This is a genomic window from Marinomonas sp. HM11-D, assembly GCF_057626615.1.
The window spans coordinates 74665-94689 of record NZ_JBMMKT010000010.1; the positions used below are offsets into that span (position 1 = coordinate 74665).

Sequence of the window (20025 nt, forward strand, 5' to 3'; positions counted from 1 at the left end):
TCTGACCCGACACGGTACTCATGAGGTACTGCTTTATACCATAATGGTTCGACATACAGTGTTAGCATCATTGCACAGGGTGTTTTATTGGTTAGGCTGGGACGGCATAACAAGAAAATAAAACAGGCATGAAATGTTTTTATTTTTCATTTCAAATCAATGGATTATGAATTCTAATTTTCGCTTTTTAAACATATCAGTTCCATCCGCTGAGCACCCTTCTCATTTGACGCGCCGTTAAAACGCTCCTTTTTAAGCATTGGTTTTGCTAAAAGCAGCGATCAACGTCGGCTCATCCCTTGATCGCTAACGAGTCACTATCGAGAACACTCATAAAGGTCTTCCAATGGGAACAAAATCTAAGCAGTCCGAGACGGACTACGTCATCCTCGCCGATAAGGGTATGTTTCGGGATCTCAACCCGAGCATGGCCTTTTTTTCTAAAGGCCTCATCTTGGCCTTTCTACTGTTCACCATGTTCGATGTGGACTATGCCGCCAGCACCTTTTCTGGATTACAAGATTGGATTCAAACCAACCTAGATTGGTTCTACGTCCTATCCATGTGTATTTTCCTTGGCTTTACCTTTTACCTGATGTGCTCCCGATACGGTACCATCCGCTTAGGCAAAGATGATGAGCGCCCAGAGTTCAGTTACTTCACTTGGTTCTCCATGTTATTTGGGGCCGGCATGGGGGTGGGCTTGCTGTTCTGGTCTATTGCCGAACCGGCTTATCATATTCAAGGCAACCCGTTCCTCGCCCCAGGCACAGAAAACACCCTTGCCGCGGCCAATACCGCCATGCAGATCACCTTTATGCATTGGGGCTTACACGGCTGGGCGGTCTATGTGATCGTCGGTTTGGCGTTGGCCTATTTTGCCTACCGTCATGATCTTCCGCTCACCATTCGCTCGGCTTTATACCCGATCTTTGGCGATAAAATTTTCGGCTGGCGTGGCCATGTGGCGGACCTGCTGGCAGTTTTTGGTACGCTATTCGGTGTGGCGACTACGCTAGGATTTGGTTCTGGCCAGATCAACGCAGGCTTTAGTTATTTGTTTGGCATTGAGGTAGACACCACTTCTCAGGTGATCATCATTGCCGTGATATCCCTACTCGCTACCATCTCGGCGGTTTCAGGGGTCGGCAAAGGCATTAAGATTTTGTCTGAAGCCAATATGTGGATGTCGATTGTCTTGCTGGTGGTGTTTATTTTGGCCGGACCAACGGTGTTTGTGCTTGGCTTTTTTGTCACAAACATCGGTGACTACATCATGAACTTTATCCCGATGGGCTTCTGGGTGGATCCGGATCCTAAGGGGGAATGGCAAGGCTGGTGGACCGTGTTCTACTGGGGCTGGTGGATTGCTTGGGCACCGTTCGTGGGCATGTTTATCGCCCGCGTTTCCAAAGGCCGTACCATCCGTGAATTTTGTCTCGGCGTATTACTGGTGCCAACGCTGGTGACCTTCCTATGGATGTCGATCTTTGGCTCGACCGGTTTGTACTACGAACTGTTCGCCGAGGGCGGTTTTGGCACCGGTGGTATTATTGCTGCGGTAAACGAAGATATTTCCAAACCGCTGTTTGTGGTGATTGAACATCTGCAGCTAGGTTGGTTAACCCCTGTGGTAACACTGATTGCGATTGTCTTAATCGTCACTTATTTCATTACCTCATCCGACTCTGGCACGCTGGTGATCACCACCTTGGTTTCCATGGGCAATGAAAACCCACCATCAAGCTACCGCATTTTCTGGGGCTTGGGCCAAGGCGCGATTGCTTCGGTGTTGTTACTTGCGGGCGGCTTAAAAGCCCTGCAAACCGCGTCTTTGGCCGCTGGCCTGCCGTTTGCCTTTATCATGTTTATGATGATGTATGCGCTAATGAAATCTTTGCGTGCGGACTTTGAAGGGGTACAACAAATTCGCGAAATTGCGCCTCAGAATCAGACCGACCGTACCGATCACTATATTGCGATTTTGAATAATCGCTAATGCTCCTCTTAGCCACAGACCGCTTGGTCTGTGGCTAAGTTATAAATCACGTCGTAAATATTGATAATTAAGAGCAAGAACGCCGTAATCCGGTAATCTCACTTTCTTACAAGACCATTCTGTTTTAGTATTTTGAGATTAAGTCTTGGACATCCAATCTAATCGCCTGCCCAAACTTAATGGCACATATCCTTTTCGCAATTTCATTCAATAGGAACTCATAATGGCGGCTTTTGGTAGCGTGTTTATGCCGAAAATGGCATTAGCAACATTCGAAAACAATCAATGGTCTGAGTCTCAGATCGTTGCCTCTGACAGCATCTCTCTACACCCAGGTGCGCACGTCTTGCATTACTCAAGCACTTGTTTTGAAGGCTTGAAAGCATTCCGTCACGAAGACGGCAGCGTGCACGTGTTTCGAATGGACCAAAACGTCGAGCGTTTCGCACAGAGCAGTAAATTGCTATCACTTCCTGAAGTAAACAAAGAACAAGTTACTCAGATGATCGTGGACATCGTTGCCGAATACGCAGCGGACGTACCAACGCCTCCAGGCTCTATGTACATTCGTCCAACGCACATCGGTACGGAAGCCGCGGTAGGTAAAGCAGCAGCGCCGTCTTTGTCTTCTATGGTGTACGTACTGCTATCACCAGTAGGTGATTACTTCGCTGGTGGTGCACGTGCACTGCGTCTATTGCTAGACGAAACTGGCCAACGTTGTGCACCTCACATGGGTATGATCAAGAGTGGTGGTAACTACGCTAGCGCCCTAGCTCCAACCCTTGAAGCGAAATCAAAATACCAAGCAGACCAAGTACTGTTCTGCCCGAACGGCTACATCACTGAAACCGGTGCGGCGAACTTCCTATTGGTTGATGGCAACGAAATCATCACTAAAGCCTTGGATTCAAGCTTCCTACACGGCGTTACTCGTTCAAGCATTCTACAAATCGCTAAAGACCTAGGCATGACGGTTTCTGAGCGTGAAGTATCGGTAGAAGAGCTGATTGAACGTGCTAAGAAACCAGGTGTTGAAGCCATGCTGTCTGGTACAGCTGCGGTTCTGACCTCTGTTGGCACCTTCATCCACAACGGTGAAGACATCAAGGTAGGCAACGGTGAAATCGGCCCAATGGCACAAAAACTTCGCCAAGCACTGAACGATATTCAGTGGGGCAAAGCACCCGATACTCACGGCTGGCTAACTAAGATCGCTTAATCTCGATCGAACCAGATGCCTAAAAGCCAGCACCTCCTTGTGAGGTGCTGGCTTTTTTGTTTGCACACAGTCTCCTTTTTATGCCCTTGAGGTTATAGCTCGATCGCCATATAACCTTAGCTAAGCAAAATAATTGAGGAGCACACCATGAGTTCTGAAAGCAACTACACGCCGGACAAAGTTTGGCAATGGGACGCTGAGAAAACCCAGCAGTGGTCAAAAACCAACCGTCCTTACGCAGGCGCAACCCACGAAAAAGCGCTATCCAAAGGCGCTCATCCGTTGCAGTTACATTCCCTTGCTACGCCAAACGGCCAGAAAGTCACTATCCTGCTAGAAGAGCTGCTCGCACTGGGCATCAGTGAAGCGGAATACGATGCCTACACCATCAACATCGGTGCTGGAGATCAGTTCTCATCAGGGTTCGTTGAAATCAACCCGAACTCAAAGATTCCCGCCATGCTCGATACCAGTGTCAATCCGCCACTGCGTCTATTTGAATCAGGCGCCATCCTGCAATACCTAGCCGAGAAACACGACGCCTTTATTCCCAAAGATTTAAAAGGCAAAACCGAATGCCGTAACTGGCTGATGTGGCAGATGGGTTCAGCGCCCTTCTTAGGCGGTGGCTTTGGGCATTTTTATGTCTACGCACCGTTCAAGCAAGAATACCCGATCGAGCGCTACACCATGGAAGCCAAACGTCAGCTGGACGTGCTGAATAAGCACTTGGCGGAAAACACCTATATGGCGGGCGCTGAATACTCCATTGCCGATATCGCGATTTGGCCTTGGTATGGTCGTTTGGTATTGGGGCAATTGTACAATGCGGCAGAGTTCTTAAATGTCGAAGAGTACCCCCATGTAAAACGTTGGGCAGATATGATTGCTTCACGTCCAGCGGTACAACGCGGTATCCGTGTCAACTCTTCTGCTGAAGACGGCTTGATCGAGCGTCATAGCGCAGCGGACTTTGATTAGTCGCTACTGAGAACTGGTCACAGAAAGGCTCTGTGACCAGTTAGCGTCTAATTCCAAAGCTCGCCAAAACGATCCTTGTGGCATAGGTAAATACGCAACTCGAACTCCAGCTGATGGTAGTCAGGCTCCATATGCTGACAGAGTTTGTAAAAGGCTTTGTTGTGCTCTTTCTCTTTCAAGTGCGCTAACTCATGCACCAAGATCATCCGTAACATAGGTTCAGGTACACGGCGGAACATAGAAGCCACACGAACCTCATTCTTCGCTTTCAACTTATTGCCTTGCACCCGTGAAACAAAGGTATGCAAGCCTAAAGCGTTGTTGATAACATGGATTTTATCGTCATAAATCACCTTACTGATCGGCGCTGAGCTGCGCATATACTGCTGCTTAATATCTTGCGCATATTGATAGAGCTGTTTTTCGGCCGCTAGATCGTGGGGCTTGGGATATTTTTTTAGTAACCAAGCACCCGTTTTCTCCGCTTCTAAGAGACTCTCAACTTGAGCCTGCAAATCAGCACTGTAGGCGTTTAAATAACGTTTAACTTCGGACACAACACTCTCTCAATGGGACTTTTTTCGTCCAACTTACTGATAAAACAAGGAATAAGAGTCATCTTTTGCAAGATTAACATAAGCATTTTTCAAGCATTTAGGGGAAATATGGTCAAACCATGCAACCTGCGACGAAGCACTGCGGTCCGCTTCAGGGCTGTGATAACTTGTCATAATCTTACCTATTAGCCTACGAGGACACCCATGAAAAAAGCCCTGCTGACCCCATTTGTGGTGGCTTGCTTTGCCGCACCACTGACCCATGCCGCCGATAACGATCTTGATAGCAACAGCAGTAGCTGGTCTGGCTCTGCGGAGCTCGGTGTGGTCTCTACCTCAGGCAACACTGATACCAACAACCTAAACGGCGCCATCAACCTTACTCAAGAAACGGTGCAATGGCGTACCGATTATAGCCTAAGTTCGCTCTACAGTAGCTCGGATAGCGAAACCACTGCGGAGCGTTACACCAGCTCAGCGCAGGCCAACTACAAATTTGATACGCAACAGTTTTGGTATGTCCGTGGCGCCTACGAGAAAGACCGCTTTTCTGGCTACCGTAGCAAAGGCTCAACGTCCACAGGTTACGGTAACCGTTTCTGGCAACATGCCGACGGCTCCTTCTTGGAAGCCTCCTTTGGAGTAGGTTATCGCGACTTTGCGATTGATCGAGACAGTGCAGATGGCGAGTCTGACCGCGGTAGTTTTGTGCGTCTTGCCGGCACCTATGAAAACCACTTAACTCCGACCTCTTTGTTCCGCCAAGAATTGAACAGCGAGATCAGTACCAGCGGCGGAAATACCGTCAATGAGTCGATTTCTTCGCTACAAGCCAGTGTCGTCGATAACTTAGCGATGAAGCTGTCTTATAAGGTGAAGTACACCTCTGATGTACCATCGGATCGGGATACTACCGATACCGAAACCACCGCATCGGTGTTGTACTCGTTCTAATAAAAATGCCCACTTCGGTGGGCATTTTTGCGTCGGCTTTGGACTGAGCTATTGATTGTCCAATGCTTTAATCAAGACAGATGTGTCACAGCGGCCAAAGCCCTGCGCGACTAACTCATGGTAATCTTGGTTAATCACCTCAGTGTACGGTAGTTTTAAACCCATCTGCTCAGCTTGCTCTAGAGCAATGCCCAGATCCTTGCACATCCACTCAATGGCAAAGCCATAGTCAAACTTGTCCTGCGCCATGTTCTCGCCACGATTCTCTAATTGCCACGAACCCGCAGCACCGTATTTCAAGGTTTCTACCAGCGTTGGAATATCCAAGCCTGCTTTCTCGGCAAAGCGAATACCTTCAGATAAGCCGCTCAATACGCCACCCACTAGGATTTGATTCACCATCTTGGTTAACTGCCCAGCACCTATTTCGCCCATACGTGTGCAGGCTTTGGCATAACAGTTCAACACGGGCAAGGCACGATCGATGTCGCTCTGCGCACCGCCAATCATTACCGTCAACACACCATTTACCGCACCCGCTTGGCCGCCTGATACTGGCGCGTCGATGAAATCACAACCTTTGGCTTGCGCCGCAGCCGCCAGCTCGCGCGCGACTTCTGCTGAGGCAGTGGTATGATCGACAAATAAGGTGCCCGGTTTAGCGCCACTTAAGGCCCCTTGTTCGCCTAAGTACAACTGGCGCAGATCATTGTCGTTACCGACACAGGTCAACACGATGTCAGCCGTTTGCGCCGCTTCCTTAGGCGTCAGTGACAAGCTTCCTTGGTAGGTTTCCAACCACACCTGAGCCTTGCTAGGGGTACGGTTATAAACCACGACCTCATGTCCCGCTTGGCTCACATGTCCGGCCATGGGGAATCCCATGGTGCCCAGCCCTAAAAAACTGACTTTCATTGTTGTGCCCTCTGTCCTAGTGTTAGGTTAATAGCTTACGCCAAGCAGACCAAAAAGATACCCGCTCATGACGCTCTTTACGCGTTGATGGATTGTAAAAAATGCCTATCGAATTGGATGTAAAGTGAAGCAGAGGGTAAGATGCGTGCGAACGAGCACGAAGCGCTCGCCGCACGCCTTTACGCAGAGACGCCTAGAATGTTCTAAGGCACCACTGCATAACCATTAATGAATCAAGCACTCCAAAGTGTAGACCAGTGTCAATGGCTCTGCTTTTTATCAGCAGACCAACCTTTCACAGCCTTGCTGAGAGTCGCTATAGTTGACAGGTTAAATCAATAGGAAGTCCGTATGTCCACCACACCAGAGTTTCGTTTCACATTTACGAGCAACGCCCAGCACACCGATCTGAGCTCTGCCCACCTGACTGCCGAAGACATGGGACTTCCAGCCGACATCGCCATTGAGTGCAAACTACAAAGTTTACGCGGCGGCAAACAGCAAGGCTCAAAACTGATTACCCTGACCGTGGGCGACAAGGTGGTGCGTATTGTACCGACTCGCGCCATGGCAATCTTGGATGCAACCCGCGGCGAACTGCGCTATGGCTGGGATTCCCCGGTTCAAGAAATCGTGCACCCAAGCTTTATCAACCAAGAAGCATCGGGCGGCTTGGGCTGGTTAGATGGTTTTAATGAAATGGTGGCACGCTGTGGCTACCAATGGGCCGGTCACCCAGGTGAAGACAATGGTGAAATGCTGACCTTACATGGCCGCATTCAAAACACACCGGCGGACGACGTGATGCTAATTGTGGAACAAGAGCCACCTTATCGCGTCACCCTAAAAGGCCGCGTGGATGAAAAACGCTTTAAATCCACTAACTTTGAGTTGCAGACTGAGCTGTCAATGACCCCTGACGAGCCTTACATTCATCTTAAAGACACGCTGCATAACCTGTCGAACTACGACAACACCTACCAAGCCATCTACCACAATAACTTTGGTACACCGATTCTAGAGCAAGGCTCAACGCTACATGTGGCGGGCACACAAGTATCGCCTTTTAACGAATACGCGACCCAAGGTCTGCACGAATGGAATCAAATGCCAGCACCAACCGAGGGCTTTGATGAAATGGTGTTTAACGTCCTCGCCCTAGAAGACCAAGATGGCATGAGCCATGCGCTGATGAAAAATGCCGCTGGCGATGCCGCAATTGAAGTCAGCTGGAGCAACAGCACCTTGCCAGTGCTGACGATTTGGAAAAACACCGACAGCCTCGAGCAAGGCTACGTAGTGGGGATTGAACCGGGCACCTCGTTTGCCTACAACCGCAAACATCAGCGCTACCTTGGATTGGTGCCTACCATCAAAGGCAAGTCGAGCAAGACCTTCCATGTGCGCTTTGGCCTGTTCAATGACAGTGACGCCATCAACGCCAGCCAAGCGAAAATAGAATCACTGCAACTCGCACCGATCTTGCTCAGCAATAATCCGCTGGTGCAGCTTTAAACCATCAAGTCCACGTGCTGTAGTGTGTCGACGCTGTTATCGTCGCGCACATACAGCCCGGTTTCACGGATCACGCCAGTTTGCTCACCCTTGTTATTAAACAGGCTAAAGGGTGAGCTGGTGCGTTCTAAGACAAACGCACTGATGCCCACCTCCTTTAAAGATAATAGGCTTTCATTACCCGATTCATCGCGCTGCACCAAAACGAGCTTTTGCCAAATCTCATCTAGGCTGTCGATCAAGCCATCTTGGTTATCGTCGTACTGAGCGAGATCGGCAAAACCGCTGCCAGAGCGAGGACCAAACAATTCATTACCATCATCGATGCTGCCATTTTGGTTTTTGTCCAAGGCCAGAAAAGCCGAATCACCGGTGGCAAAGGCCACTTGCTCCGCCTTACCATCCGCATCAATATCAAACGCCATGCGCTGGTTCGTGAGCTGGGCAGCGTTGCCGTTTAAATTCACCACCAAGGGATCTACGGTGCGACTTGATAAGGTCATCTGCCCCCAGTATTCCTCACTGCGTGTGCGGGACATATCTAGGCTTAGATTCACATCCAATTGACGACCATCGTTGAGCGCGAGCTTACCTTGGATGGCCACAGCGCTGGATTCGCTTTCTGTCACCACTCGATATTCTTGAATGGCTTCCAGCACTTGGCGACGACCGGTTCGCACTTCTGAAGCGGGCACCGTCTCTGTCGGTCTTGAATTAGGTCCCGCGATTTCCGGGCTAGTCTCCGTTTGCAGATCCTCAGCATCAAACACCTTCACCTTGATGCCAAACATGCGCTCCAGCAAAGTCACCATGCTGGAAAAACGCACTTCTACCGCCGACATGCCCTGCTCAAACTCATCACTGGCTTGGGCGTCACTACGTGACTGAAATGCTACTTCTTGTTGCGCACTGATACGTTCGCCTAATTGCACTTGCGCCATGGCCGTCGGTGTTGGGCCAGCCGCATTGTCCGAGACAGCAGAGTCAATGCGGGTACGCTTTTGCCCAACAAAGGTCGTGGTCTGTGCGGCATAGCGGGATTGAAACGATAATTGAGTCTCTGCCATGGGGCGGCCTCCCTAAGTGGTAAAACTCAGTTTATCGACCGCCCAGACTGTTTATTTAATAACCAATCGATCTATGGTCGCAGCGAACGATGACTTATGCGTCATCCTGTGCATGTCGGTCGTGAGGGATACAGCGTAGAAAGACGCCCAATCCGACCAATAGAAAGGCGGCACTGATCACAATGGCGACGGGGTAATAGAGGTTACCGGCCATATCCGCTTGGCTGTATTTGATCACCATAATCAAGCCCTCTAGCGCCAGCGCCACACACACGGTACTGATAAAGCGCGGTAAAGTACGTCGCATCATAACAATGACATCGTGCTCATTTTTATTGCCGTACTCTTTATTGATGACCATGGCGAGCTCAAACACGGCAATGGCAATGATATTGGAGTTGATCACCTGAATTAAGGTTTGGGTCAGGGCTTGTCCCTCTCCATGCTGGGTAAATGCGGTCACTAAACTGCTGCCGCAAACCATGGCCGCTAAGATGAAAAACAACAACGCCAAGGCTTTGGCAAATAACTTCTGAATCGTGGCACTCATAGTAATAGCTTCCTTGATGACTGTGCTTTTACCTTACGCAGCCCCGATGCAAAACACGAGTTATGAACAACAAATGCCTCAACCCTTCCATAAAGTCAGTAATGCTTAGGTGTTCTTTACAGCTTCTTTTATCTGCCATTCACTAACGATGCCACACTGATTTCACATTGTTGCGGAATATGAAATATAGCATTCAGATTGTGCTCATTTATTTCCGCATTCATATCTCATACAGTAGCGTTATCACTTGGGGGAGCTAAACATGTCAGATTCAATCGTTATTCGTAAACCTATTATGCCAACACGCTTAGTACTCATGTACCACGGCGTCGGTTCACGTCCAGAAAGCATGTTAACGCTGGGACGTTGGTTAGCGGACAACTTGGATCGCGCCATGATCGTTGCGGTCGCGGCACCGTTCCGCTTTGAAATGGGCGATGGCTTCCAGTGGTTTTCCATTCGTGGTGTCACTGAAGAGAACCGAATTAATCGCATCGAAGAAGTGATGCCACTGTTTGCAGAAAACATCCGCAGCTGGCAGCAAGAGGCTAAAGTCGGCCCTGAAGACACCGCCATCATTGGCTTCTCTCAAGGTGCGATTATGTCGCTGTCGTCGACGCAACTGGTGACAGAGCCTTTAGCACGCCAAATTATTTCACTTTCTGGCCGCTTTGCACTAGAGCCAGAGCATAAGCCTGAAGGCACTAGCGTGCACTTCCTACACGGTAAAGCCGATAAAGTGATTCCGTTAAGCTACTCAGAGCAAGGCTACAACTGGCTAAAGGCGCTAGGTGCCAGCACCACGCTGGACACCTTTGATGGCCTAGCGCACAACATCAACCACGAAGAATCTGTGCGCTTGTTGGAGATTTTGAAGGGTTAAACTGGCTCGCCCGCTTCGTCTTCTTCGACGATATCGGTTTCAGTGAGCGCATCTTCAAGCCATGCTTGCATCGCCGGATGATCGAGCATGGTTTGATGGTATTGCTTCGCCAAGCCTTTCATTTCTACGCCATAGGTGACAAAGCGGAACACCACGGGAGCAAAGAAGGCATCCGCCAAACTGAACTCACCAAATAAGTAATCCCCTTTAGCTTGGTGTTTACTGCGCAATGTTTGCCACAGGGCGAGGATATTTTTGATATCGTTTTTCGCTTGCTGGCTCGCGTCGATTCGACGACGGGCACGGCAGTTCATCGGCATTTCATTACGCAAAGCACTGTAGCCACTGTGCATTTCCGCCACCATGGAACGGGCAAAGGCACGATCGGCAGGGTCTTGTGGCCAACCTTTAAAATCCAGAAACGTCTCATTAACGTATTCGGCAATCGCAAGAGAATCCCACACCGCCACATCACCGTTTACCAAGACTGGGACTTTTTTCACGGGGCTATAAAGCGATAACGCCTCGTAAAAATGTTCGGTAAACAACGTCAACTTAATCTCTTCAAATGGCACATTAAAGGCTTTCAGAGCCAGCCAGCCGCGCAATGACCAAGAAGAGTAGTTTTTGTTGGCGATGATGAGTTTCATACAAGCAATTCCTTAGCAAGTGGTGGGAAGTGGTTTTATTGTGCGCCCTTGATATTCATATGACTAACGAATAGTTTTAATGGATTACTTTCGTTTTTCTAATGAATAGGCCATGCGATGGACATTGATGCATTACGTAGCTTTTTGGCTTTTGTGGATACAGGCAGCTTCACTCGTGCGGCCAAGCAGACTTATCGCTCACAAAGTGCCATCAGCATGCAGATGAAGAAGCTCGAGGAAGCGACCGGACAAACATTGTTCTCAAAGGAAGGTCGCAATGTGGCGTTGACTGAGCGTGGCCAAGAGTTGGTGAGTTACGCACGACGGATCTTGTCACTGCATGACGAAGCCATCAGCCACTTTAAGCATACGGTACATCATCGCCCCTTAGTCGTGGGCTGCCCAGATGATTACGCCGAATCCGTGTTACCCGATGTGGTGGCTTTGATTCGTGAACAACTGCCACAACAAACGTTAAACATTATCTGTGATTGCAGCACCCAGTTACGCCTAATGCTGGATCAAGGCAAGGTCGATGTGGCGATTTTGACGCGCGCTCCCCACGCCGAAGAAGGTTACTTGTTAAAGCATGATAAAGGTGTCTGGGTGCACGGCAACCAAACCAGTCTCGGCGAAACCTTACCTTTAGTGCTATATGAACCGGACTGCAAATTTCACAGTGCTGCCATTGATGGTATGGAAAAACAAGGCCGCCCCTATACGCTGGTTGCCAGCTCTTCTAGCGCCACCGCCATCAAAAGCCTACTACGCCGCGGCATTGGCATCAGTGCCATGGCGGTGTCCAGCGTCTCGCCGGGGCTCACCATTAGCCAAGATTCAAGCTTGCCTGCTCTGCCTTCCGTCGACATTGTCTTGGCTGTGGCTCCGGTGCCGCATCCTGCGTTTGGCGCGCATCTAGCCGCCAAGATCAGTCAATACTTCCAGCAGATGCCTTAGTCATCCGCATCTGACGCAGGCGATTTTAGATAGGCTTTGGTAAAGCGCCAAAAGGTATTGGCTTCATTGCTTAGGGTTTGATTGCGCAGGCGAATCATAAATAAGGGAAACTGGCTATGGGAGCTAAAGTTTTCCACATCCATGCGCACCAAGCGGCCCTCTTCTAGGGAGTCTTTAATCATGTAATGGGGTAAGCGCGCCCACCCCATGCCCGCTTGCACCAGCGTCTTTTTCGCTTGGAAATCATTCACATGCCAACGTCTTCCAGTCGGCAACACAAAGCGATGCTCCTGATCCTCGGCAGAGCGACTAACCAAGATCTGAGGCAAGGAATACAACGCCTGTTGCTTAACCTTTTGCGCGCCAGCTTGTAACCCTGGCAGCAAATCTGGGTGCACCACACAGGTCATGTCCAGCTTGCCCACTTCCACAAACACATGACGATCGTCCAAACCATAACTTGGGCCAATGGCGATATCCGAGGTCTCTTTAATCAGGTGATCCTGAACGCCATTTAAATGATCGGTGGTAAGCTCCACCGCAATCTGTGGATGCTCGGCGTCAAACGCCTTAAGCAAATCCACAATGTGCTCCGTCAAACTCATCTGGCTAATGCATAAACGCAGTGGCTGTTGCTCTGTACCTTGGGCCAAATGATGGCCCAACTGTTCGAGTTGATTCACTTGTAGCAGCAGTTTTTTACTTTGTTTAAAGAAGGCTTTGCCCTCTGCGGTGAGGGTTGGGCGGTAACTGTCACGGTCCAATAAGACAATGCCGTACTGCTCTTCTAGGGCTTTGACCGCGGCACTGATGCTTGGCTGGGTCTTATGGATCGCATCCGCCGCCGCGCGAAAGCTGCCGGTTTCCACTACGGCGATAAAAGCTCGTAACTGATCCAATTTCATGATCGCCTTTTCCTTTCAAGATAATCAAAAAATGAAATTATTTTTATTTCATTATTATGAGTATTCTATAACCAATCAAGTAACACTCGTTCATAACCAAGGGGGACCATTGTGACAACCGCATTAGTGGTGATGTTTATCGCTGGTTTAATCACCGGCTTTTCCAAATTTTCCGTCGGCGGCATGGGCCTGATCGTACTACCGATCGTCATGTTTGCCTTTCCGGGGCCAGAAGCTCTGGGTGTCCTGCTACCGCTGTATATCATTACCGATGTGATGGCGGTCTACAGTTACCGTAAGAATATTTCTTGGCCCGTATTGGCGCGTTTTTTACCGCTGAGTTTCTTCGGCGTTGGCGTCGGTACCTACTTATTGTCTGGCATTGATGCGAGCCAGTTCGTGACGCTGTTGGGCGTTATTATTGTCGGCATGATTGCTTTGGGGCTGTATCTCGACTTTCGCCCGAAAAACGCCTTTATGCAAAAGCCTGTGACCGCGTATTCCATGGGATTTTTCAGCGGCTTAGTGAGTATGGTCGCCAATGCTTCAGGACCGCTCTTTAGTTTATTCCTGTTAGAACAAAAGCTCGGCAAAGAAAGCTACGTCAGCACACGAGCTTGGGGCTTCTTCTTAACTAACCTAGTGAAGTTGCCAATGTATTTGAGCTTAGGACTGCTGACCCAAGAAAGCTTAACCATGAGCGCTTATGCGTTACCAGGATTGTTGGTGGGCTCAGTGATCGGTTATCACTTCTTGAAACACGTGAAGCCGTCTCACTTTAAATGGCTCATTCGATTGGTATCGACCATCGCGGCGATGAAATTGATGTTGTTTTCCTAAACAACCATTGTTGAAAACTCCTAACTTCAAGATTCTATCAAGCATTACGCCCTGTAAAGTCGTAATGCTTGCAAGGTTTCTAGACATCCTGCCCTTAGTTGAAAATAGTTCTCATCAGAGAAATAGAGGGGTCTAGGCAATCCCTTCATTTTAACCAAGCCAAACAACACTAAATAATATCTATTAAAATCATAGCCTTATAATAAATAACTTCATTACAACCACCTTTACACTGGCCTCTTACAAAGCGTAAATTTTCTTTAGTCGGCTTTTCTGAACCTTAACGCTCAGCTGACACCTTCTTGGAGCCGAATCCCCTATCTTGGATTGCGTGTTAGCGAACAACTGCTCGCTCAACACTCTGAAACCAAACTTAGGACGGAGGTCTTCATGAAATCAGATAAGCAATTTTCGAATCAGGGCAATGCACTAGGTCAAGCACGTTCATCAGCACAGGAACAGATGAGCACACCAGACTACTTACTAAACAGCCTTAGCGAACAGAACTTTGACGCTGATTCAGTTGCTCAAATTATGGACAACTTACCACCAGGCCAAATCGTGCGTTACTTTGCACAAAATGGTTTGGATGCTCTATTCCCTCAGCCAGATGACTCTCAAGATAGCCCAACAGAAGACAGCTTCGGTTTAAACGCTGTCGCACTAGAGCTTGATAGCGCTTTAGATGCCAACATCGATGAGGGCATGGAAAACGATCTGTACTCCATCGAACTAGAAGAAGGCGTCACTTACTCTTTCAATGTGACTAGCGCAGAGCTTTCTTCTGCTTACCTAGTGCTACGCGATAGCAACGGTGAGCGCATCGCCAGCGACCTACAAGAAGGTGATGGAACAGGCGCGACAATCACATTCACAGCGCCACAATCTGGTGTCTTCTACCTAGATTTATCAGACACAGAAGATCAAGCGTCTGGCACTTACAATATTAACGTCACCACAGTAGAAGAAGACTCTGCTGAAGACGAGACGGGGTCAGAAACCGAAGACGGCTCTAACGTAGAAGCTGGCGAAGGCACTGAAACGGAAGACGGCTCTGACGCAGAAGCAGGTGAAGGCACTGAAACGGAAGACGGTTCTGACGCAGAAGCGGGCGAAGGCACTGAAACGGAAGACGGTTCTGATGTAGATGCGGGCGACAGCACTGAAACGGAAGACGGTTCTGATGTAGAAGCGGGCGACAGCACTGAAACGGAAGACGGTTCTGATGTGATCGCTGGCGAAGACTCAACGTCTGAAGAAGACAGCGCAGAGACAGAAGAAGACAACACGCCTGTCACAGACGAAGAAGCAGATCCGGTTGAAGACGATTCAACTAACCAGCAAGATGGCTCTGATGTGATCGCTGGCGAAGAATCAACGTCTGAAGAAGACAGCGCTGAAACAGAGGAAGAAAACACGCCTGTAACAGACGAAGAAGCAGATCCGTTTGAAGACGATTCAACTAACCAGCAAGATGGCTCTGATGTGATCTCTGGCGAAGATTCAACGTCTGAAGAAGATGTGGTAGCAGAGGACGATACTGATGTTGTCGTAGATGAAGACACAGAGGACTCAGCGGATCCAGAAGCAGATACCGAAGATGACTCAGTGAATCAAGACGGTTCTGATGTAATTGCTGAGGAAGGCTCTGAAGCATCTGAGGACGTTGTAGCAGAGGATGAAACAACGAACCAGGATGGTTCAGAGGTTGTAACGGATGAAGAAACCGCACCTGAAGAGCCTGCTGAAGCGGTAGACGATACGGTGACAGAAGACAACGCTACGAATCAGGACGGTTCAGAAGTGGTTGCCGAAGACGAAACCGACGCTGAAAACAACGTGGATGTTGTGGATGAGACTGTCGTAGAGGAAGGCACAGAAGTCTCTGAGGACGAGACTGTTGCAGAACAAGGATCTGATGCAGTGACAGAGGAAGATGCGGTCGTTGATGACTATGCTGCGGACACCACTACTGCAGGCGCCATTGCGGCGAATTCTGACGTCGCCGGTAGCTTCGAGCAGGCCAATGACTCTGATTGGTTCGCGATGGACTTTGAAGCGGGTACGGAATACACCATGACGCTTTCTTCTGACAATGTGGAAACACCTGCAATGGTATTGCGCGATGCAGAAGGTCAAACCATTGAGAATAACTTCAACATCACTGGCGACGACCTAACCATCAGCTTCACGGCAGAAGAAGCAGGTTCTTACTTCCTAGATGTTAGCGATCTTTCAGGTGCCGCATCAGGCGATTACACAATCTCTGTAGCAAGCGACGCACAAGATCTGATTGAGTTACCAGAGCTTAATGAAGACGATATCTCGGCAGACGTTCTAACAACTAGCTTGTTGGATGTGGGCGGCACAGTGGCTAGCTCTATCGACTTCGCTGGCGACGCAGACTGGTTCACGACGTCACTTGAGGCAGGCACAACTTACAACTTCTCAATGGAAAGTGACTCAGAAACCGCGCAATTGGCCGTCATGGATAGCGATGGTGAACTGGCCTTTGGCCTTTCTGAAGGCGATGACGGCATACTGTCATTTACGGCAGAAGAGTCAGGCACTTACTTTATCGCAGCATCTGATGCAAACCCAGATGCGACTGGTGATTACCTAATCGGTGTACAACAGCAAACCGCAGACGATGTGATCGCTTAACTCCCCTAGCCATCACTTTGTTAACAAAGCCAGCACCTCGGTGTTGGCTTTTTTCTGCGACCATTTTGTGGCGCCCACTGAATGCGCAAAAATAACGCACCACATTTTCCTCATGCTGACACTCTACAACCCCCTATTTGATTGAAGTCATCACTCATGACCTATGGCTGTAATATACATATTGTTAACTTATGTAAAAATGTTAACTTATGTAAAAACACACAAATGGAGACTCCAGTGAAACAGTCGAAGAACCTTGATGATTCAAAAATTAGCCTTGGCCAACTACGCTCAACCCTGAAAAGTGACTTGAGCACGCCTGATTTACTGAAACAAATCGTCGCGGAAAACGATTTTTACAGCGATATGGATCTAGAGGAAATCGCAAGCCAACCACCGGGACAGTTGGTGAAATATTTCGCTCATAATGGCATCGATCGCTCTGTTTTGATTCAAGATGAGGTAACAGAAGAAACAGAAGCTGGAAGTGATGCGGTACTGTTGGCGGTCAATACTTCTCTGGCAACCAACCTTGCCGAAGGCGCTGAAGTGGATCAATACCAAATCGAGTTGGTAGCAGGTCAAGAGTACTCTTTTACGGTGACGAGCGAGACATTGTTGTCCCCTTCCTTAACACTGCTTGATGCACAAGGCGCGACACTTGCTAGCGATACTCAAGAAGAAGGTGAAACAGAAGCGACCTTTACCTTCACTGCAACCGAGTCAGGCACCTTCTTTTTAACCTTGTCAGAACTTGATGCTGAAGCCATCGGTACGTACAACATTAGTATGTCTGCTGCAGAAAGTGACCTCATCGTTGTCGAAGAGATCGCTGCAGACAGTTCTACCACAAGTGAGGTTCTGGTAGGCAGTACCGTGACTAGCGCCATCGAAACAGCCGGTGACGTAGACTGGTTTGCCGTTGATCTAGTCGCAGGCACAACTTACGATATTTCGCTAATGATTGAAGAACCAGCGCTGGGTAACCTAACTCTTGTCTCTGAAGTGGACGGCGTAGTCGTTGAACTAGCGAGTGATGACGATCTGGATGGCAGCTTGTCCTTTGCAGCGTTGACGGATGGCACTTACTACATTATTGCCTCCGCAACGGATGCTGAAGCAACCGGTACTTACGCCGTTACCGTCGGCGTTCAAGAGTTGCCTGCTGAAGATCCAGCTATGATGGTTTAATTGCGACCTAGAAAAGAACTCCTTTAACAAAGCCAAATTTAGCCAACACCTCGGTGTTGGCTTTTTTTATCCATTAAAAGAATAACTCGCGCCCCTTTCATTCAAAAAATAAACATGCACATTTTATGCATAATTATTTGCTAAATCCTCACACCCTACTGACACCATATTTTGAATAGATCACCTATATTTATAACTACTTTGGCTAATATATCTGTATCTAGTGCGGCCTAAATAAGTATTAAAAAGAAAACGGAGGCTTCCATGAAAGCGGCAAAACATCTTAGCGATCTGAACATCAGCCTAGGGCAAGCTCGAGCGTTTATTCAAAGCAACTTAAGCACCCCTGATTTTTTGTTACAAGTATTGAATCAGTACGAATTCAGCAATGAAATGTTAGCAGAGATCATGGGGACAGCTCGCGGTCATATCGTGCGTTACTTCGCTCACAATGGCATCGATAGCACGATCCTAGATAAATTCCATACTGATGACGATGATTCAGAAGACAGCGGCGTCATTGAGCTGACGGTGAATTCCAACCTAGACGCGGACATCGGTGAGGTGAAGGAGTCGGACCTTTATTCTGTTGAATTGGTTGCCGGACGAGATTACACCTTTACCGTAACCAGTGATGAACTAGAGCTGCCTTACTTGGTGCTTCAAGATGATAAAGGCCAACGACTTGCCAGCGGCATCAAAGTAGGTGATGACGAAGCGGCAACGTTCGACTTTAGTGCTACGCAAAGCGGTACCTTCTATCTAGCCTTTTCAGATGTGATCGATGCCTCCACCGGTAATTACAACATTAGTTTCGTGGTGATCGATGATTTCAGTGCCGACATCGAGACTACTGGTGTCATTACAGTTGATGGCGACCCTGCGGTGGGTGACCTTGAGGTGGGCGGCGATAAAGATTGGTTTGCTGTGACGCTTTTGACGGATGAAACCTACAATATTGTTGTCGAAAGCACAGATTTGTCGGTGCCTCTTATTGCTGTATACGATGCAACGGGCACATTGGTCTCCGAACTGGCTTTAGAAGATGAAGACGGCATTTTAGAGTTTACCGCCGACGCAGATGGTACCTATTTTGTTGAGGTTTCGGATTTTGATCCGGCAGCAAACGGCAACTATCTCGTTGGCGTACAGCTCCAAGAAGAAGCGATCGTTTAATTCCCCTGCGATAACTTCCTTACCCAAGCCAACACTCGGTGTTGGCTTTTTTTTACCTATACCATCGCGTGACCTTGCTTACGCAATTGCTTGATCGAGCTAATCACCAAGATCCCCAACGCCGCCCAAATCAGGCCAAAGGTAACCAGCTTAGCTGGCGTAAAAGGCTCGTCATATAAAAACACCGCCAGCATAAACATGGCACTCGGGCCTATGTACTGGAAAAAGCCTAAGGTCACTAAACTGACGCGATTCGCGGCGGCGGCAAAGCACATTAACGGCACCATGGTCACAGGCCCTGCAGCCATCAATAGCAAGCTTGCACCCCATTCACCACTTTGCAAAAAGCCTATATCGGCGCCAAACCAATGCAGTTGCACTAAGGCGTATGGCAACAATATGGCGGTTTCTAGGGTCATACCGGTAAAGCTATCTAGGGCAATTTTTTTACGTATCAAGCCGTATAGACCAAAGCTTAACGCCAATGTCAGAGCGATCCACGGCAAACGCCCGAACTGAATCACTTCAAACACTACCGCTAAACAACACAACCATGCGGCCCATTGTTTAGGCCGATCCAAGCGATCTTTAAAAAAGATCATGCCCAGCACTATGCTTACCAATGGGTTGATGTAATAGCCAAGACTGGCGCTCAATAACTGCTGGCTGTTAACCGCATAGATATAAGTCCCCCAGTTCATCGCGATCAAGATAGCTGAGATTGTAATGGCGCCCAGCACTTTCTTATTCACAGTGCGTTGTAAATCCTGCCATTTACGCAATAAGGTCATTAAGACAATGACCACAACAAAGGACCATACAATACGATGCGATAAAATATCCAACGCAGGAATATGATCAATGGTTTTGAAATACAACGGAGCAACCGCCCACAGTAAATAGGCTGAGACTCCATACAGAATACCCGACCTTGTGGCCGCATCCATGTTTGACATAATTCGTCTTTAGCCTCACTAAAACAACTAGTTAAACACCGTC

The 20025-nt window shown here is 48.6% G+C and carries 18 protein-coding genes; 11 read left to right on the forward strand and 7 right to left on the reverse strand.

The window, feature by feature from the left end; all coding sequences use genetic code 11:
- Positions 1-346 precede the first annotated feature (346 nt).
- The 3 genes from ACOSVP_RS13625 to yghU all read left to right on the forward strand — a co-directional run bounded on the left by ACOSVP_RS13625 (position 347) and on the right by yghU (position 4202).
- The gene (locus ACOSVP_RS13625) at positions 347-1999 is read left to right on the forward strand and encodes a BCCT family transporter (RefSeq protein WP_487348036.1); all 1653 of its coding nucleotides are present in this window, start codon (positions 347-349) and stop codon (positions 1997-1999) included.
- A 223-nt stretch (positions 2000-2222) separates the two neighbouring features.
- The gene (locus ACOSVP_RS13630) at positions 2223-3221 is read left to right on the forward strand and encodes a branched-chain amino acid aminotransferase (protein WP_487348037.1); all 999 of its coding nucleotides are present in this window, start codon (positions 2223-2225) and stop codon (positions 3219-3221) included.
- Positions 3222-3368: 147 nt separating this feature from the next.
- Positions 3369-4202: a glutathione-dependent disulfide-bond oxidoreductase gene (gene yghU / locus ACOSVP_RS13635; RefSeq protein WP_487348038.1), complete on the forward strand. Its 834-nt coding sequence runs from the start codon at positions 3369-3371 to the stop codon at positions 4200-4202.
- Positions 4203-4249: 47 nt separating this feature from the next.
- On the opposite strand, the gene ACOSVP_RS13640 is transcribed toward yghU, so the two are convergent.
- Positions 4250-4759, reverse strand: coding sequence for a M48 metallopeptidase family protein (locus ACOSVP_RS13640; RefSeq protein ID WP_487348039.1), 510 nt, complete (start codon positions 4757-4759; stop codon positions 4250-4252).
- A 204-nt stretch (positions 4760-4963) separates the two neighbouring features.
- Between ACOSVP_RS13640 and ACOSVP_RS13645 the strand changes: the two genes are divergently transcribed.
- A complete protein-coding gene (locus ACOSVP_RS13645) occupies positions 4964-5713 on the forward strand; it encodes a DUF481 domain-containing protein (protein ID WP_487348040.1) in 750 nt (249 codons plus the stop codon).
- Between the two features lie 48 nt (positions 5714-5761).
- Here the strand turns inward: ACOSVP_RS13645 and ACOSVP_RS13650 are convergent, their stop codons facing one another.
- Entirely contained in the window at positions 5762-6628 is an 867-nt protein-coding gene (locus tag ACOSVP_RS13650) for an NAD(P)-dependent oxidoreductase (RefSeq protein ID WP_487348041.1), read from the reverse strand.
- Between the two features lie 351 nt (positions 6629-6979).
- On the opposite strand from ACOSVP_RS13650, the gene ACOSVP_RS13655 reads away from it, so the two are divergent.
- Positions 6980-8143, forward strand: a complete 1164-nt coding sequence (locus tag ACOSVP_RS13655; protein WP_487348042.1) for an aldose 1-epimerase family protein — start codon at positions 6980-6982, stop codon at positions 8141-8143.
- On the opposite strand, the gene ACOSVP_RS13660 is transcribed toward ACOSVP_RS13655, so the two are convergent.
- A complete protein-coding gene (locus ACOSVP_RS13660) occupies positions 8140-9210 on the reverse strand; it encodes a hypothetical protein (protein ID WP_487348043.1) in 1071 nt (356 codons plus the stop codon). The two genes, ACOSVP_RS13655 and ACOSVP_RS13660, sit on opposite strands and share 4 nt — an antisense overlap.
- 94 nt (positions 9211-9304) lie before the next feature.
- Positions 9305-9760: a hypothetical protein gene (locus ACOSVP_RS13665; RefSeq protein ID WP_487348044.1), complete on the reverse strand. Its 456-nt coding sequence runs from the start codon at positions 9758-9760 to the stop codon at positions 9305-9307.
- Positions 9761-10022: 262 nt separating this feature from the next.
- Between ACOSVP_RS13665 and ypfH the strand changes: the two genes are divergently transcribed.
- Entirely contained in the window at positions 10023-10643 is a 621-nt protein-coding gene (gene ypfH, locus ACOSVP_RS13670; RefSeq protein WP_487348045.1) for an esterase, read from the forward strand.
- Here ypfH and ACOSVP_RS13675 read toward each other — a convergent pair.
- Positions 10640-11293, reverse strand: coding sequence for a glutathione S-transferase family protein (locus tag ACOSVP_RS13675; protein ID WP_487348046.1), 654 nt, complete (start codon positions 11291-11293; stop codon positions 10640-10642). The two genes, ypfH and ACOSVP_RS13675, sit on opposite strands and share 4 nt — an antisense overlap.
- A 117-nt stretch (positions 11294-11410) precedes the next feature.
- Between ACOSVP_RS13675 and ACOSVP_RS13680 the strand changes: the two genes are divergently transcribed.
- Positions 11411-12250 carry a LysR family transcriptional regulator gene (locus ACOSVP_RS13680; protein WP_487348047.1) on the forward strand — a complete coding sequence of 280 codons (840 nt, stop codon included), beginning with the start codon at positions 11411-11413 and terminating at the stop codon, positions 12248-12250.
- Here the strand turns inward: ACOSVP_RS13680 and ACOSVP_RS13685 are convergent.
- Positions 12247-13155 (reverse strand): LysR family transcriptional regulator, encoded by a 909-nt coding sequence (locus tag ACOSVP_RS13685; protein WP_487348048.1) that lies wholly within the window; start codon positions 13153-13155, stop codon positions 12247-12249. The genes ACOSVP_RS13680 and ACOSVP_RS13685 overlap by 4 nt on opposite strands.
- Before the next feature lie 111 nt (positions 13156-13266).
- On the opposite strand from ACOSVP_RS13685, the gene ACOSVP_RS13690 reads away from it, so the two are divergent.
- From ACOSVP_RS13690 to ACOSVP_RS13705, 4 genes are all read left to right on the forward strand, one after another.
- The gene (locus ACOSVP_RS13690; protein ID WP_487348049.1) at positions 13267-13995 is read left to right on the forward strand and encodes a sulfite exporter TauE/SafE family protein; all 729 of its coding nucleotides are present in this window, start codon (positions 13267-13269) and stop codon (positions 13993-13995) included.
- A gap of 390 nt (positions 13996-14385) precedes the next feature.
- Positions 14386-16659, forward strand: coding sequence for a pre-peptidase C-terminal domain-containing protein (locus tag ACOSVP_RS13695; RefSeq protein WP_487348050.1), 2274 nt, complete (start codon positions 14386-14388; stop codon positions 16657-16659).
- 237 nt (positions 16660-16896) lie between these two features.
- Positions 16897-17850, forward strand: coding sequence for a pre-peptidase C-terminal domain-containing protein (locus tag ACOSVP_RS13700; protein WP_487348051.1), 954 nt, complete (start codon positions 16897-16899; stop codon positions 17848-17850).
- Positions 17851-18114: 264 nt separating this feature from the next.
- The gene (locus tag ACOSVP_RS13705) at positions 18115-19026 is read left to right on the forward strand and encodes a hypothetical protein (protein WP_487348052.1); all 912 of its coding nucleotides are present in this window, start codon (positions 18115-18117) and stop codon (positions 19024-19026) included.
- A 56-nt stretch (positions 19027-19082) separates the two neighbouring features.
- Here the strand turns inward: ACOSVP_RS13705 and rarD are convergent, their stop codons facing one another.
- Positions 19083-19982, reverse strand: coding sequence for an EamA family transporter RarD (gene rarD, locus ACOSVP_RS13710; protein ID WP_487348053.1), 900 nt, complete (start codon positions 19980-19982; stop codon positions 19083-19085).
- Positions 19983-20025: the final 43 nt, after the last annotated feature.

Excerpts from the sequence above, each read along its gene's own strand:
- ACOSVP_RS13625 (WP_487348036.1), top strand. The coding sequence starts at position 347 with ATGGGAACAAAATCTAAGCAGTCCGAGACGGACTACGTCATCCTCGCC.
- ACOSVP_RS13630 (WP_487348037.1), top strand. The coding sequence starts at position 2,223 with ATGGCGGCTTTTGGTAGCGTGTTTATGCCGAAAATGGCATTAGCAACA.
- yghU (WP_487348038.1), top strand. The coding sequence starts at position 3,369 with ATGAGTTCTGAAAGCAACTACACGCCGGACAAAGTTTGGCAATGGGAC.
- ACOSVP_RS13645 (WP_487348040.1), top strand. The coding sequence starts at position 4,964 with ATGAAAAAAGCCCTGCTGACCCCATTTGTGGTGGCTTGCTTTGCCGCA.
- ACOSVP_RS13650 (WP_487348041.1), bottom strand. The coding sequence starts at position 6,628 with ATGAAAGTCAGTTTTTTAGGGCTGGGCACCATGGGATTCCCCATGGCC.
- ACOSVP_RS13655 (WP_487348042.1), top strand. The coding sequence starts at position 6,980 with ATGTCCACCACACCAGAGTTTCGTTTCACATTTACGAGCAACGCCCAG.
- ACOSVP_RS13660 (WP_487348043.1), bottom strand. The coding sequence starts at position 9,210 with ATGGCAGAGACTCAATTATCGTTTCAATCCCGCTATGCCGCACAGACC.
- ACOSVP_RS13665 (WP_487348044.1), bottom strand. The coding sequence starts at position 9,760 with ATGAGTGCCACGATTCAGAAGTTATTTGCCAAAGCCTTGGCGTTGTTG.
- ypfH (WP_487348045.1), top strand. The coding sequence starts at position 10,023 with ATGTCAGATTCAATCGTTATTCGTAAACCTATTATGCCAACACGCTTA.
- ACOSVP_RS13675 (WP_487348046.1), bottom strand. The coding sequence starts at position 11,293 with ATGAAACTCATCATCGCCAACAAAAACTACTCTTCTTGGTCATTGCGC.
- ACOSVP_RS13680 (WP_487348047.1), top strand. The coding sequence starts at position 11,411 with ATGGACATTGATGCATTACGTAGCTTTTTGGCTTTTGTGGATACAGGC.
- ACOSVP_RS13685 (WP_487348048.1), bottom strand. The coding sequence starts at position 13,155 with ATGAAATTGGATCAGTTACGAGCTTTTATCGCCGTAGTGGAAACCGGC.
- ACOSVP_RS13695 (WP_487348050.1), top strand. The coding sequence starts at position 14,386 with ATGAAATCAGATAAGCAATTTTCGAATCAGGGCAATGCACTAGGTCAA.
- ACOSVP_RS13705 (WP_487348052.1), top strand. The coding sequence starts at position 18,115 with ATGAAAGCGGCAAAACATCTTAGCGATCTGAACATCAGCCTAGGGCAA.
- rarD (WP_487348053.1), bottom strand. The coding sequence starts at position 19,982 with ATGTCAAACATGGATGCGGCCACAAGGTCGGGTATTCTGTATGGAGTC.